This window comes from Halogranum gelatinilyticum (genome assembly GCF_900103715.1).
Taxonomy (GTDB): Archaea; Halobacteriota; Halobacteria; order Halobacteriales; family Haloferacaceae; genus Halogranum; species Halogranum gelatinilyticum.
Window position 1 is genome coordinate 105,683 of the sequence record NZ_FNHL01000003.1, and the last position, 13,985, is coordinate 119,667.

The window sequence follows — 13,985 nt, forward strand, 5'->3', positions numbered from 1 at the left end:
GTTTTCGCCCGGTCGGACAGCAAATCAGCGGTAGGCGACGCGTCGGTAGGCGATGTCGAACGAGAAGCGGCTGTCGTCACTCGACCGGCCCGCTCGGCCGTCGGTCTCGAAGCGGACCCGCTCGGTGAACTCGTAGGTCTCGCCCGGTGCGAAGCCCTGGTCGACCCGGTTTCGCTCCTCTCTGGGCCACCGTCGTTCGACGTAGCCCGACCCGATCTCCCGCGGCTCGCCGTCGACGGGGTCGTAACTGACGGTGACGCGGAACTCCAGTTGGGTGAACGTCACGTCGCTCGTGTTCTCCAGTTCGAGACGGACGTCGACGTAGGTGTAGTAGTCGTCCTGGCGCACCGACAGGCCGCGCTCGACGACCTGGAGCGCGTTCGGCGGCGGCACCGGGACGACCGTCGGCGTCCCGGTCGGCTCCGACTCGGTGGGCGCGTCGGTCGTCGCGGCGGAGTCGCCGCCGCTCCCGCCACTTCCGCTGCCTCCGTTGCCACCACTGTCTCCCGTCGGCGTCGCAGTATCCGACCCTCCGTCGCCGTCGCCGCTCCCGGCGTCGCCACCGACGAGCGGTTCCGCCGTCTCAGTGGTCGTCGTGTCCTCTGGCGTCGTCTCACAGCCAGCGACCGCCACGGCGACGCCCGTGCTCACGAGTCCGAGCAGCCGCCGTCGCGTCGTCCCCCCGTCAGGCATACGGGAGATGGTTTCGGCGGAGTGACTTAACTGTACAGTTCGGGGTGGTGTGGAGCGACCCTGTTGTGGTGGTGGTAGTAGTCATCGTCATGCGTTCGTCGCCGACCCGAGTACGCCGCCCGCCGCGCCGACGACGAGCGTCGGGACGCCCGCGACGAGGAGTGTTCCGAAGACCTGTCCGACGCCGTAGACCTGTTCGGTGCCCGCACCCGACAGCCCGGCGACGACGCCGCCGACGGCGCAGAGCGCGAGGACGTAGAAGCCGAGGAGCGAGCCGCCACCGGTGACGACGGCCGCAGTGCTGCCGACGGTGTAGCGCGAGCCGACGAGGAAGCCGAGCACCCCGGCGAGCACCGGCCCGACGAGGAAGGCCGTCACGGTCGTCTGGACGGCAACGGCGGCGACGAAGACCGGGCCGAAGGTCTCGGGGGACGCACCGGCGGCGTCCGTCACGAACTGGAGGCGTGCCCAGCCCATCGAGACGTAGGCGGTGAGCGCGAGCCCGACGCCGACGGCGGTGAAGACGCCGACGACGAGCGCGAGATGGCTCTTGAGTTGGCCGCGCATCACTGCCACAGCCACGTGTGCTCGAACGGGACGCTCCAGTCGACGCGCTCCTCCCACGCCGTCAGCGACGGCGCGGCGGTGAGCACGTACGGTCCGGCCTGAACGAGGAAGGCGTAGAGCGCGTCGTCGGGTTCGCGGGCGTAGACCCGTCGCCACGCCGTCGACCCGAAGTCGTAGCTGCCTTCCTGGGTGAGCGGGCCAGCGAGCAACGCGTCGACGGCAGCGGTCGCCTCGGCGACGCCTGCGTACTCCTGAACGTAGAGTTCGTTGCCGTCGAGGCGACCCGCGTTGCCCCGGCGGAAGCCGTCGGGCAGCAGGCGGGCGACGAGGACCGTCTCGTCGACCCGTCCCTCGGCGTAGCCGAACGGGACGAACGCCTCGGCCGTGTCGACGCCCTCGGCGTCGGCGGCGGGCGTGCTGGAGAAGTCGCGGCGGCCGTCGGCGGTGCCGCTGTAGGCGTAGGCCCGAAAGCCCGTCGCGAGGTGGGAGACGCCGAGCAACAGCCGCTCGTCGTCGTCGGTCGGCGCGCCCGCCGCGAGCCGGACCAGCCGGTTCTGAATCGGGCCGTCCGAGAGCACCTCGTCGACGAAGGTGTCGGTCGTCCGGGCGGTGTAGAAGCCGCGCCAGCGGGTCAGTTCCTCCCGTGCGCGGTCCATGTCGCCGCGGGCGACGAACTTCCGGGTGACTGAGCTGTGGTAGTCGTTCTCGTCGGCGACCGTGTTGTGTAGCCCGAAATGCGGGGCGAGCGCGGTCTCGACGGTCCCGGTGACTTCACCGAGGTTGTCGTCGACCCAGTCGAGCGTCTCGCCGTCGAGCGTCGCCTGCGACTCGGCTTCCTCGACGACGGCGGCACCGCGACGCATCGCCGCTTTCGTCGTCGCAATGGCGGCGTCGTAGTCGCGGGCGAACCACGCGATCTCGTCGACGACGCGGCCGGTCGCATCGGCGAGGGCGGGGTTCGGAACCGACCGCGTCGTCGACTCGTTGGCACTGGCGTCGGTCTCGTCGTCCGACTGGACCGCCTGCGCGCCGTCACCGACGGCGTCGGGCGCGCCCTCCGCGGGATAGCGGACGTTCGAGCCGCCGCCGAGACAGCCCGCCGTCGCCGACCCTGCGGCGAGTGCGGCTGCCAACAGCCTGCGTCGAGAGAGAGTCATACCGTCTGACACGGCGCGAAGCCGATAAATATGTTGGGCCGAAGCCGGTGGACGAGACGCGACGCTTTTCCCCGCGCCGTGGAAACCACAATCCATGAGCGCACGCAACGACGTCTCGCCGAGCACTCTCGGCGTCGAACTCCGCGAGGAGGGCGTTGTCGTCGAGTATCTCGACGGCCGGACGACCCTCTACCGCGGTGCCCCGCAGAAAGTCACCGACACGCTGACCACCGGGCCGGGCAAGGAGACGCACATCCTCGTCACCGACCCGACGGAGACCGAGGGCGTGCTCATCTACGTCAACGACCTCAAGACGCACGACGACATCCTCGACGGGAGCGGCGTCGGCCGCGTCATCCTGGACCAGGGCGAAGAGGAGGAGCTGTTCCCCGGCGTCGTCGTCCGCCGGACGGGCGGGATGCGCAACGAGGTCGAGGCCGACCCCGAGGTCGCTCGCGGCCGCGTCTTCGCCTTCGTCGAGGACGACTGGGGCGAGGAGAGCTACGAGTTCGTCGCCGAGGACTGAGATGGCACTGGCTAAGCAGTGGCGCGACCTCTCTCGGAAGACGGTCGCCCGCGCGCCGGACCGCCCCGGCTACTACGAACTCGGCGACGACGAGGGAACCGTCGTCGACAGCGGTACGGGCGTCCTCCGCGACTCGCTGAAGGACGCGCTGGCCTACAGCCGTGCCAGCAAGGTCCGGTGGGTCGAGGCGACGTCGCTCGACCACGCCGAGCGGCTGGCCGAGGAACACGAGTAGCCCGGTGTCGACGAGACCGATGTCGACGAAACTACGTCGACGAGACCAGTGTCAACGAACCCAGCGTCGACGAAATCGGTGTCGGCGACGCAGTACCCCTATCACCAGCAGTACGACGGCAAGTCTCCTGCACACCACTCCTCGTGCTGTTCGGCGTCCAATTTGGTGGCGAGGACTAGTCCACACTTCTCACAGCGGTACCACGTCGTCTGCTCGACCTGTGTCGCGGCAACCATGGTATGAGATGAGCTAGCACGGGAGATAGCCGCTCTGCTGTTGCGGCGGACAGTCTGGGAGGATGAGCGGTCCCACGACGGACAGTCTGGGAGAACAATCTATCCCACAGCGGACAGTCCGCGGGGACAGTCTGTCCCACGGTGAATCGCCGACGTCGCCCCGACGCTGGGGAAGGGTAAAGGCCCGGCCACGCCAAGCCGGTGCCATGAGCGACGACACGGCCCTCCAACTCACCGTACGGGGTGCGGAGAAGCGCGACGCCGGGCGGGGTATCGCCCGCCTGCCGGAGACGGCCCGGCAGCGACTCGGCGTCCTCTCCGGCGACACGGTGGTCATCGAGGGCGAGCGCGAGACGGTGGCGAAAGTCTGGCCCGCTCGCGGGGCCGACGACGGCAGCATCCAGGTCGACGCCGACACCCGGATGAACGCGGGCGTCAAGATCGGCGAGACGGTCCGTATCCGTCGGCAGGCGGTCGAGGAAGCCGTCCGCGTGACGCTCGCCGCCCCCGACGACCTCGGCTTCGACGACAGCGACCTCGTCCGACAGAGCGTCAAACAGGACCTGTTGGACCGGCCGCTTCACCAGGGCGAGCGCGTCCGTATCGAGCGATTGGGTGGGAGTGCGTTCGTCGTCACGAAGACCGTTCCCGACGGCACCGTCCGCGTCACCGAGGATACGACCGTGACCGTCACGCGGTCGTCGGGGTCGAGCGCGTCGGAGACCGTCGGCAAGGCCGTCGAGCGCGTCACCGGCGGGTCCTCGAAACCGAACGCCGAAGACCGCACGGGCGTCACCTACGAGGACATCGGTGGACTCGACGACGAACTGGACCTCGTCCGCGAGATGATCGAACTGCCGCTGTCGGAGCCGGAGGTGTTCGCCCGCCTCGGCATCGAGCCGCCGAAGGGCGTTCTCCTGCACGGGCCGCCGGGGACAGGGAAGACGCTCATCGCCAAGGCCGTCGCCAACGAGGTCGACGCGACGTTTCTCACCATCTCGGGGCCCGAGATCATGTCGAAGTACAAGGGCGAATCCGAGGAAAAATTGAGAGAAAAGTTCGAGGAGGCCGAGGCGAACGCGCCAGCCATCGTCTTTTTCGACGAGATCGACTCCATCGCGGGCAAACGCGAGGACGGCGGCGACGTCGAGAACCGCGTCGTCGGCCAGCTGCTGACGCTGATGGACGGACTGGACGCCCGCGGCGACGTCATCGTCATCGGCGCGACGAACCGGGTGGACTCGCTGGACCCCGCGCTCCGCCGTGGCGGCCGCTTCGACCGCGAGATCGAGATCGGCGTGCCCGGTGAGACGGGGCGACGTGAGATTCTGGACGTCCACACGCGCCGGATGCCGCTGGCCGAGGACGTCGACGTCGGCCGCATCGCCTCGCGGACGCACGGCTTCGTCGGCGCGGACCTCGAATCGCTCGCCAAGGAGGCGGCGATGACCGCGCTGCGTCGCGTGCGCCGGGAGGGCGAGCGGGTCGCGCTGGACGAACTGGAGGTGCTGCGCGCCGACTTCGAGGCCGCGATGGCCTCCGTCGAGCCGAGCGCGATGCGCGAGTACGTCGCCGAGACGCCGACGACGACGTTCGAGAACGTCGGTGGCTTGCAGGACGCCAAAGACACCCTCGAACGCGCCGTCACGTGGCCCTTGACCTACGGGCCGCTGTTCGAGTCCGCCAACACCGCCCCGCCGTCGGGTGTCCTGCTCTACGGGCCGCCCGGCACGGGCAAGACGCTCTTGGCGCGGGCTATCGCGGGCGAGAGCGGCGTCAACTTCATCCACGTCGCCGGGCCGGAACTGCTGGACAGATACGTCGGCGAGTCCGAGAAAGCCGTCCGCGAGGTCTTCGAACGCGCCCGACAGGCCGCGCCAGCCATCGTCTTCTTCGACGAGATCGACGCCGTCGCGACCGACCGCGACAGCATGGGCAGCGACTCGGGCGTCGGCGAGCGCGTCGTCTCCCAACTTCTCACTGAACTGGACCGCCTGACCGACAACCCCAACTTGGTCGTCCTTGCGGCCACCAACCGCCGCGACGCGCTCGACCCGGCTCTCCTGCGTCCCGGCCGGCTCGAATCGCACGTCGAGGTGCCCGCGCCGGACCACGACGCCCGGCGGGCGATTCTGGACGTCCACACCCGCGACAAGCCCGTTGACGACGACGTCGACCTCGACGACCTCGCAGGGCAGCTGGAGGGCTACTCCGGTGCCGACCTGACGGCAGTCTGTCGAGAGGCCGCCATGTCGGCGATTCGGGAAGTCGCCGACGCCTACGAGACGCCCGAAGAGGCCAACGAGCACCGCGACGAGGTGCTGATCACGCGGGAGCACTTCGACCGGGCAGTCGAGTCGGTGCGGCCGTCACTCGGGGCGATCTAGGTCGCCCGACGTCACTTCTCCAAGACGGCGCAGTAGTGGCCGCCGTCGCGCTCGTGGACGTCCCTCACCGTCCACGGCGTTCCGACGGTTGCGTCCTGCAGTCTGTCGGGTCCGAACAACACGAACGAGAGCGTCCGCCCGACCAGCCGCTCGCCGTCGCGCTCGTACTCGAAGTGGAAGGCGCGGCGGGCGACGCCCTCGCGCAGGTCGGAGCGGTAGCCCACCATCGTGTCGGTGTCGACGTGGCGGGGATCGTAGCCGTCGACGACGGCAGTACCCTCCCCGTCGGTGACGACCGCGAGATTCGCGAGGATCGCCGAAACGCCCGCCAACGACCCCGCGAGGCCGAGTTGCGTTCCCCACATCCAGACCGAGCGGAAGCTGTCGCGGGCGAAGGGAAGAGCGAACATATCGGCGACAACGGCGACTTCGACACCGCGCTCGCGGGCGGCGGCCACGGCCCCAGGGCTGACGTCGGCGGCGACGCATTCTCCTCGACTTTGCAAGTAGAGTGCGTGGTTGCCCGCGCCACAGCCGAGGTCGAGTACCGGCCCGTCGAGCGAGTCGAGCAGCCGCCGCGTCGGCTCGGGCCACCGCTGTGGGTCGCCGAAGTAGTTCTCACGAACCTGACCGTCGGCCGTCTCCGCGCCGTCGACGTAGCGACACGGCCCGCGGAGACCGCCGCGCTGGTAGTCGAGCATCGCCAGTCCGAGCGCGTCTGTGGGCATGGTGTCACAGTCGATACCACACGTAATAAATCTGTCACGACGCTACGTGATAGCATTACGTGGGCTGTCGGTCGGTCCGCTCGTGGCGGCCGCGTCCCGCGGTCGCATCGCCGCCGGATATATGAGGGTGCGTCACCGTGTGTCGGACAATGGAGAACCAGTTACTCCCCGACAAGGCGAAGGACCGCCTGACACGCACCTGCCGAACCGCCGTCGGCGACAGCCTCCGGTCGCTCACGTACATCAACCGGTTCGACTACGAGCAGGTCTATCTGCGTGAGGACCTCGAACGCGACGCCGACCTCAACTCCTTCATCGGTAACGAATGGCACGACTTCAAGATGACCCAGGACGCCTACCGCGGCTCCGAGTTGGGCGACTACCGCTACACGATTCGCGTCTTCGAGAACGGCTATCTCGTCCGCATCACCATCGAGGACTCCGGCGTGTTCATCACGACCGACGGCATCACCATGCAGGACTTCGAAGCCCTGTCGCAGGCGGTCGAGGGCGTCCTCGACGAATGGGCCGTCGCCGAGTGACCACGGGCGAGTGAGCACAGGCGAGTGAGAGACAGCCGCGACGGCGGCGGCTTCGGCGTCGAATAAGTGCCTGAGCCAGGGTGAGCGTCTGAGCCAAGTAGTTTGCACGCGTAGGAGTTCGTATGGGAACTTCAGACGCGAACCGTGGGGGGCGGACGTTCGCTCAGGCGGCACTCCATCTGTTTCCCGCAGAGATCGCGGTACTCGACAGAGACGGCGTCATCGTCTCGACGAACCTCGCGTGGCGGATGTTCGGCGAGGCCAACGGGCTGACCGAGGGTGCCGACATGGTCGGCGTCAACTACCTCGACGTCTGTGACGCCGCCGCGTCCGACGACCCCGTCTCGGCGACCGCAGCAGCCGGCATCCGCGACGTCTTCGACGGCATTCGAGACGAGTTCCGCCTCGAATACCCCTGTCACAGCCCCGACGAGAAGCGGTGGTTCGTCATGCGCGTCATCCCCTTCAGCGTCGGCGAGGCGACGTACGCCCTCGTCGCCCACATGGACGTGACCGACCGGAAGCTCGCCGAGTTGGACGTCCAGACCCGAACCGACCAGTTCGAGGCCATCGCGACGCTCCTCTCGGAAGACCTCCAAGACACCCTCTCGACGGCCATCAGCCGCGTGATCGTCCTCAGCAGCGAGGTCGACTCCGAGGAGACCGTCCGGCTCGAAGCGTCGCTCCAGCGGATGAGCGCGCTCCTCACCGACGCGCTCGCGCTCCTCCGCGGCGAGACGCTGGACGTCACCGACGTCAGTCTCGAAGCGACCACGTTGGCGGCGTGGGGGCGGACCGACACGCTCGACGCGACGCTGGACGTCGAAGAGTCGGGCGTCCTCGAAGCCGACCTCAGCCTGTTCGGCCAGCTGTTCCAGCATCTCTTCCAGAGCGCGCTCATCCAGGGCGGGACGAAAGTCGACATCCGTGTCGGCGTCGCGAACGACGCAATCTACTTCGAGTACCACCGGAGTTCGGTCCCGCAAGCGGTCGTCGAGGGGGGCGCGAGAAGTGGGAGCAGTGCGATCGACCCCGACGTGGCCGTCGCCGCCCGTATCGCCGAAGTCCACGGCTGGGAGTTCTCGACGGTTGCGGAGGACGGGACGATGCGGTACGAGATATCGGGTATCCAGTGGCGGGGCTGACTCTCAGTATTCGAGCACCGCGACGGCGATGCCGACCGTCTGGCCGACGCCGACGACGGCGAGTGAGAGCAGCGTCAGGTCGATACCCGCGAAGAGCGTCGTGAACGGCCCGGCGACGGCTGCGTCGACGAAGAACAGCGCGCCGAGTCCCGACAGCCAGCCGCCGACGGTGTACGCGGCCGCCCGCTCCTCGGCCGGGAGGACCTGTCCGGTGTAGTAGAGTGCCACGGCGGGCACGAGCATCCAGCCGAAGACCGTCGCCCGGAGGAGCGTCTCGTCGCCCCCCGTCACCAGGGCGTACGTGCCGACGAGCGTGATACCGAACCCGGCGGCGATGACGGCCAGCCACGCCTTGAGGACCGGATGAGCCTGCATATCGCGCCACGAGAGCGCGGCGAAGCCGAAGAGAAGCACGTCCATGACGACGTGGGCGATGAGAACAGTGCGTAGTTCGAGATACTGGAGATGTGCCGCTGTCGCAAAGAGCCACGCGAGCGGGACGAGTACGACCGGACCAGTCTCACGGAGTCGGCGGAGCATTGGTGAGGTTTTCGGCGCGGCCTGACAAGAGTGTGCGTGGCCCAGAAGTCAGCGTTCGTCCACCGTCGCGACGGACCGTGTGTCGTGGTCGTCAGTGTCGGTGTCGGATTCGTCGGTTTCAGTATCGAGGTCGTTGGCGTCGGCTGCGGGACGCGTCACGCTCTCCGCGGCGACGCCAGAGCGGTCGGCCGTCGCACACGCTAGACAGTAGTAGTTGTGGTCTTCCGAAGCTGTGTAGACCGGCACACCGGCGACGACGAACTCCGAACGGTACCGACGGTCCAGTCCTCGGTCGACACGGTCCTCGCAGACGACACACCGCTCGCGGCAGTCCTCGTCGGCGTGGACGACGCGATCGTCGACGCTCCGGACCCATCCGAAGCGACTCGGCGCGTGGCGACGGTCGAGTCGTCGCCGGAACCGAGGGTTGACGAACATGCCGAACGTGACGAACAGGAGCGAGAACAGCGTTAAGAACGGGATGACGGCCGGGTTCGGAGCGGGTGACGCACCACCGACCAGTTGGACCACCGAGCCGCCGGCACTGAGCAGGCCGGCAACGCCGAAACCGACCAGCAGCCACCCGGCGATGCCGTTCAGCAGGTCCGAGACCGAGTCGGCGAGCGCGACGACGGAGGAGGGCTCGTCTGACATACGCCGACGTTGTTTGTCTGGTGACAAAAGCGCGACGGCGAGTCAGTCCCAGAACGACTTCGTCCGCGCGAACTGCCGCTCTTGGGCCAGGATGTCCCGGTAGAAGTCGTCTTCGTCCTCGCGCAACTTGGAGATGATGCGCGCGGCGTTGTGTGGGCCGACCCCGCGGGCCGCGAGCGCGACGACGGCACGCTTGCCGTGACTTTGGACCAGATTCGCCGATTTGTAGGCGCGCTGGACCAACTCCTCCTGCTCCTCGTCTCTATCCTGCGATTTGACGGCCTGGACGGTGTCGTCGGCCCAGGGATTCAACGCCGCGACGCGCGTCGACTCGCAGTTCGGACACTCGGGTTGCTCGCGGACGCGCCGGACCTTCGTCTTCCGCGACCACTCCCGGCAGTGCAGACAGACGAGGATGACGCGGTCGTTCTGGATGCGCTCTCTGACCGTCTCGATGACACTCGCATCGGCGTTCTCGGGAACGAGGAAGTCCCGGCCGCTGGAGTTGCCCGCGATACCGACGGGCGTCCGCTCGCGGGCGACGACGAGGTCGATGTCACCCGACTGCATCTGGGCCAGGATTTCGGCCGTCTCCTCGACCGCGAGGTCGGTGTGGAAGACCTCCCTGACTGCCTCGTCGTAGACGGGCGTGTCCTTCAGTGCTGCGAGCAGGCGGTCGCCGCCGAAGCGCTTGCGCCCCTGATACCGCTTCAGCGACCCGAACTTCGCGGCGACCTGCGCCAGCGTGAACTTCAACGAGTCGGCGTTCTTCAACGCGAGTTCGAGTAGCCCCTCGATGTGGGCGGGGTCGGTCGATTCGAGGACTTCCACGAACTCGTTCGGGCCGACCTTCGAGGGCACCTCGAACTCGATACGGTAGGGGTCGACCTCCATCCCGACCGACGAGCCGGTGCGCTGGGCGATGAGTGCCGAGAGGAGGCGTCCGAAGGTCTCGTTGATTTTGTGGCCGAAACAGGCGTTGACGACGACGGTTCTGCCCTGTCCCTCGACGACGACGCGGTCGTGCGTCGGTATCGGCGTGCCGGCCTCGGCCTGCCGTTCGAGCAGTTCCAACGCCTCGCTGACGGTGTAGTCGTCCGTCGGATACCGCCGGACGAACTCGGACGTGACGCCCGCTCGCGGCGCGCCGCGCTCGAACTGCGGCCCGGCGACGCCGCGCATCTCGCCGACCTCTTGGGCGACGGGTTTCGGGACCGGAATCTCCGATCCGACCCACGAGGGGACCTCGCCCGTGGGGTCCTCGATGGGCGTGACGTTGACCTCGCCCTCGTCCTCGTCGATGTCGTTGATGCGCCACATCTCGCCGCGCTGGATGAACACCTCGCCCGGTTCGGCGAAGTTGACGACGAACTTCTCGTCGAGCGTGCCGATCTGCTTCCGTGAGGAGATGTCGTGGACGTCGTAGGTCTCCTCGTCGGGAATCATCGACAGATTGGCGTAGAAATACTGCCACGTCCCGCCGGACTTCTCCAGCAGGTCCTTCTCCTCGTTCAGCCAGAGCAAACGATTCCCGTGGAGTTCGCGGACGACCTCGCGGAACTGTTCTTCCGACAAGTCACGGAAGGGATAGGCGTCGGTGAGGAGGTCGTAGGTCTCGCGAGCACTCACCTCGCCGTGGTCCATCACGCAGCCGACGATCTGGTTCGCGACGACGTCGAGACTGCCGTGGTGGATGTGGGCCGGTTCGACCTCCCCCGCTTCGGCGCGGCGGGCGATGGCCAGTGCCTCGAAGGTGTCGTCGGCGTCGCTGGTGACGACGGTCCCCTCGCTGACGAGACCGAGGCGGTGGCCCGCGCGGCCGACTCGCTGGAGTAAGCGAGCGACCTCCCGAGGGCTGCCGTACTGGACGACGTGGTCGACCCGGCCCACGTCGATGCCGAGTTCCATCGAGGAGGTACAGATGAGCCCGTCCAGCTCGCCGGATTTGAATGCGTCTTCGACCTCGATACGGGCCTCTTTCGAGAGCGACCCGTGGTGGACGCCGACGGGTGCGTCGAGTTTCTTGAAGTGCGCGCCGAGTGCTTCGGCGGTCTGACGCGTGTTGACGAAGACGAGCGTCGAGGTGTGTTCCTCGACCAAGTTGCGAATCGCCCGCACGTGGCTGGCGAGTTCCGCGTCGGTCGCGAGTTTCCCCGAGAGCCGTTCGTCCTCGTCGGTCACGCGCGGATGGGTAACGGTGAAGTCGACGCGGTTGTCGACGTCGACCTCGACGATGGTGAAGTCGCAGTCGCCGGTGAGGAACTTCGCGACCTCCGCGGGCGAGCCGACCGTCGCCGAGAGGCCGATACGCTGGTAGTCGCCGGCGAGTTGGCCGAGTCGCTCGAAGGCGACGGTCAACTGCGCACCGCGCTTCGAGGAGGCGAGTTCGTGGACCTCATCGACGACGACGTGGTGAACGTCCGAGAGTGCCGTCCGGAGTTTCTTCCCGGTCAGCATCGCCTGGAGGGTTTCGGGCGTCGTCACGAGCACGTCCGGCGGGTCGTCGGCCTGCTTGCCCCGCTGGTACTGCGTGGTGTCGCCGTGCCGAACATCGATATCGAGGTCGAGATAGTCGCCCCACCAGTCGAGGCGATCGCGCATATCACGGTTGAGCGCGCGGAGCGGCGTGATGTAGAGCGCGGAGATACCGAAGCGGTCCTCGGCCTCCGCAATCGAGTCGAAGACCGGCAGCATCGCCGTCTCCGTCTTCCCCGTGCCGGTGGGGGCGATGACGAGCGCGTTGTCTCCGGCGGCGAGCGGCGGGATGGCTCGTCGCTGCGGCTCCGTCGGCGTCGAGAACCCACGCTCGGAGAGCGCGCCGCGGACGGCGTCGCCGAGATGCGTGAAGGCGTCGACACCGGTCTGCGTCTCGCCGTCTGGCATTGACTCCGCTAACGGCGCGACGGGATTAAGCGCACTGTTCGCGGCCGACGAGGGTTAAGACCCGAGCTTTCGTGCCGCCAACGCGGCGACGATGACCAGCCCGCCGGTCACGAACGTGCCGGGGACCGGAAGCACGAACAGCCCGATACCGAACGCGAGTGCGATGGTGGATGCGTTCACGGGGGAGGGTTGTCGCGGGCGACGGGAATGGATTGTGGCCAGTCCGACGAGAAGCGTCTGACTCACTCGTTCGGCAGACTTCCCGTGCAAGCGGAACAGGCGTTCATGCCGCTGGCGAGCAAAATGTTATCAATGAGCAAAGTGACGACACTCGGCGGACTGGAGCCGTTCGACTACGTGCAGATCCTCCTGAGCGACGAGCGGCAGATCGAAGGACGGGCGACCGCCATCGACTACGTCCCGAACGAGAGTCTCCGGCTGGAACTCCGACCGCGGCACTCCGGGGTCCGGTACGAACTCGTCGCCGAACACGGCGGGACGCGCTGGAGTCCGGTTCACGTTCGGCGGTGCGACACCGAGGCCGACGAGACGGAGTGGGAGGACCTCAGCAACGTGAGGGGCGTCACGGTGCGCGAGGACACGCCTGCGTCGGTGTGACAGGGTTCATGACGCCGTACAAACAATCGCCGCTGTGAACGTCCCCCGCCTCTACCGCGTCGCGCTCGCCGTCGTCGGCGCGAGCCTGGCCGCGAACGGTCTCGACACCCTCCGGACGAGCGGTCTCTCCGTTCCAACTGTCGTCGTCATCGTCGGCGGAAGCTTCCTCGCAGTCACCTCGCTGCTCGTGCGCGACCCCGACGAGCACGGCATCCCGACCGAGCCGGGATGGCAGCTGTATCTCGTGCTCCTCGCCGCAGTCCTCACGGTCGTGGGCCTCGCGCTCACGCTCGCCTGAGTCGAGATTCAGACCCGACGGTAGTCACCCAAGCGCGTCCCGTCAAGCAGGTAGGCTTCGCCGTCGACGAGACCTTCGGGAAGGAACGGCGAGAGAAATCCCTGACCCTCGACGTTGACGTACGTCCCGCCCGAGCGGTCGTTGAACGCCGGGAAGACGACGAGGTCCGGGTCGTGCCAGTCCAAGTCGGCGGCGTCGACACCGAGACCCTCGGCGAAGACGTCCCTCGCCAGCGAGCCACGGAGCCACGCCTTCTCGGTCCGGCTGCCGCCGACGGCGTCGGTCAGGCGAACCGTCGGATGCTCGTGGCCCGTACAGACCGTCGGCGCGCTCAGGACCGCTTCGCTCGGCCAGGTGTGGCCGTGGGCGAAGCCGACGTCACCCAGCCTGACGCCCGAGCCGGGCGTCACGTCGACGCGGGCGGCGACGACGTCGGCGAGACCAGCGTCGTGGTTGCCCGTCACGAGCGTCATCGCCACGCGGTCCGTGACGGCGTCGACGAGCGTGTTCAACTCCGCGAGTTCGTCGCCCTTCGGGTCGCCGATGCGGTGGCCGAGGTCGCCGAGGACGACGAGCCTGTCCGCACCGGTTTCGGCGAGCAGCGACAGCAGTCGCTCACGGCGGCTGTCGGCGTCGCTCGGGAGTTCGACCCCGCGCTCGTAGCGCAACGCGGCTTCGATGCCGACGTGGACGTCGGCGACGACGAGTGCCCGCTCGTGGCCGAGGTCGGCGACGGCGGCGGGCTGGCGGGGGAGCGGTTCGACCGTGGGCACGGC

The 13,985-nt window shown here is 67.9% G+C and carries 17 protein-coding genes; 7 read left to right on the plus strand and 10 right to left on the minus strand.

Going from position 1 to position 13,985, the window contains the following annotated elements; translation table 11 throughout:
• Positions 1–24 precede the first annotated feature (24 nt).
• The 3 genes from BLR57_RS19620 to BLR57_RS11885 all read right to left on the minus strand — a co-directional run bounded on the left by BLR57_RS19620 (position 25) and on the right by BLR57_RS11885 (position 2,417).
• Positions 25–693: a hypothetical protein gene (locus BLR57_RS19620; protein WP_089697769.1), complete on the minus strand. Its 669-nt coding sequence runs from the start codon at positions 691–693 to the stop codon at positions 25–27.
• A gap of 87 nt (positions 694–780) precedes the next feature.
• Complete coding sequence (locus tag BLR57_RS11880; RefSeq protein WP_089697770.1) at positions 781–1,260, minus strand: hypothetical protein; 480 nt, start codon at positions 1,258–1,260, stop codon at positions 781–783.
• Positions 1,260–2,417, minus strand: a complete 1,158-nt coding sequence (locus BLR57_RS11885; protein ID WP_089697771.1) for a hypothetical protein — start codon at positions 2,415–2,417, stop codon at positions 1,260–1,262. The genes BLR57_RS11880 and BLR57_RS11885 overlap by 1 nt, the downstream gene beginning before the upstream one ends.
• A gap of 94 nt (positions 2,418–2,511) precedes the next feature.
• On the opposite strand from BLR57_RS11885, the gene BLR57_RS11890 reads away from it, so the two are divergent.
• Both BLR57_RS11890 and BLR57_RS11895 read left to right on the plus strand, forming a co-directional pair.
• Complete coding sequence (locus BLR57_RS11890) at positions 2,512–2,943, plus strand: DUF5796 family protein (protein WP_089697772.1); 432 nt, start codon at positions 2,512–2,514, stop codon at positions 2,941–2,943.
• A gap of 1 nt (position 2,944) precedes the next feature.
• A complete protein-coding gene (locus tag BLR57_RS11895) occupies positions 2,945–3,178 on the plus strand; it encodes a DUF7508 domain-containing protein (protein WP_089697773.1) in 234 nt (77 codons plus the stop codon).
• A gap of 101 nt (positions 3,179–3,279) precedes the next feature.
• Here BLR57_RS11895 and BLR57_RS19875 read toward each other — a convergent pair whose 3' ends face one another.
• Positions 3,280–3,414: a DUF7128 family protein gene (locus BLR57_RS19875; protein WP_280140451.1), complete on the minus strand. Its 135-nt coding sequence runs from the start codon at positions 3,412–3,414 to the stop codon at positions 3,280–3,282.
• A 206-nt stretch (positions 3,415–3,620) separates the two neighbouring features.
• On the opposite strand from BLR57_RS19875, the gene BLR57_RS11900 reads away from it, so the two are divergent.
• Positions 3,621–5,801 carry a CDC48 family AAA ATPase gene (locus tag BLR57_RS11900; RefSeq protein ID WP_089697774.1) on the plus strand — a complete coding sequence of 727 codons (2,181 nt, stop codon included), beginning with the start codon at positions 3,621–3,623 and terminating at the stop codon, positions 5,799–5,801.
• An 11-nt stretch (positions 5,802–5,812) separates the two neighbouring features.
• On the opposite strand, the gene BLR57_RS11905 is transcribed toward BLR57_RS11900, so the two are convergent.
• Positions 5,813–6,529: a class I SAM-dependent methyltransferase gene (locus BLR57_RS11905; RefSeq protein ID WP_089697775.1), complete on the minus strand. Its 717-nt coding sequence runs from the start codon at positions 6,527–6,529 to the stop codon at positions 5,813–5,815.
• Positions 6,530–6,678: 149 nt separating this feature from the next.
• On the opposite strand from BLR57_RS11905, the gene BLR57_RS11910 reads away from it, so the two are divergent.
• Together BLR57_RS11910 and BLR57_RS11915 are read left to right on the plus strand one after the other, a co-directional pair.
• Positions 6,679–7,071, plus strand: a complete 393-nt coding sequence (locus BLR57_RS11910) for a DUF7522 family protein (protein ID WP_089697776.1) — start codon at positions 6,679–6,681, stop codon at positions 7,069–7,071.
• Between the two features lie 122 nt (positions 7,072–7,193).
• Entirely contained in the window at positions 7,194–8,216 is a 1,023-nt protein-coding gene (locus BLR57_RS11915; protein WP_089697777.1) for a PAS domain-containing protein, read from the plus strand.
• Positions 8,217–8,219: 3 nt separating this feature from the next.
• Here the strand turns inward: BLR57_RS11915 and BLR57_RS11920 are convergent, their stop codons facing one another.
• The 4 genes from BLR57_RS11920 to BLR57_RS19880 are packed head-to-tail and all read right to left on the minus strand — an operon-like array spanning position 8,220 to position 12,473.
• Entirely contained in the window at positions 8,220–8,756 is a 537-nt protein-coding gene (locus tag BLR57_RS11920; RefSeq protein ID WP_089697778.1) for a hypothetical protein, read from the minus strand.
• 48 nt (positions 8,757–8,804) lie between these two features.
• On the minus strand, positions 8,805–9,410 hold the full coding sequence (locus BLR57_RS11925) for a DUF8108 domain-containing protein (protein WP_089697779.1): 606 nt from the start codon (positions 9,408–9,410) through the stop codon (positions 8,805–8,807).
• A gap of 42 nt (positions 9,411–9,452) precedes the next feature.
• Entirely contained in the window at positions 9,453–12,293 is a 2,841-nt protein-coding gene (locus BLR57_RS11930) for a DEAD/DEAH box helicase (protein WP_089697780.1), read from the minus strand.
• Between the two features lie 54 nt (positions 12,294–12,347).
• Complete coding sequence (locus tag BLR57_RS19880) at positions 12,348–12,473, minus strand: hypothetical protein (protein ID WP_280140452.1); 126 nt, start codon at positions 12,471–12,473, stop codon at positions 12,348–12,350.
• Positions 12,474–12,605: 132 nt separating this feature from the next.
• Between BLR57_RS19880 and BLR57_RS11935 the strand changes: the two genes are divergently transcribed.
• The gene (locus tag BLR57_RS11935) at positions 12,606–12,911 is read left to right on the plus strand and encodes a hypothetical protein (RefSeq protein WP_089697781.1); all 306 of its coding nucleotides are present in this window, start codon (positions 12,606–12,608) and stop codon (positions 12,909–12,911) included.
• Between the two features lie 34 nt (positions 12,912–12,945).
• Entirely contained in the window at positions 12,946–13,209 is a 264-nt protein-coding gene (locus BLR57_RS11940) for a hypothetical protein (RefSeq protein WP_089697782.1), read from the plus strand.
• An 8-nt stretch (positions 13,210–13,217) separates the two neighbouring features.
• Here BLR57_RS11940 and BLR57_RS11945 read toward each other — a convergent pair whose 3' ends face one another.
• A complete protein-coding gene (locus tag BLR57_RS11945) occupies positions 13,218–13,982 on the minus strand; it encodes a metallophosphoesterase (RefSeq protein WP_089697783.1) in 765 nt (254 codons plus the stop codon).
• Positions 13,983–13,985 lie beyond the last annotated feature (3 nt).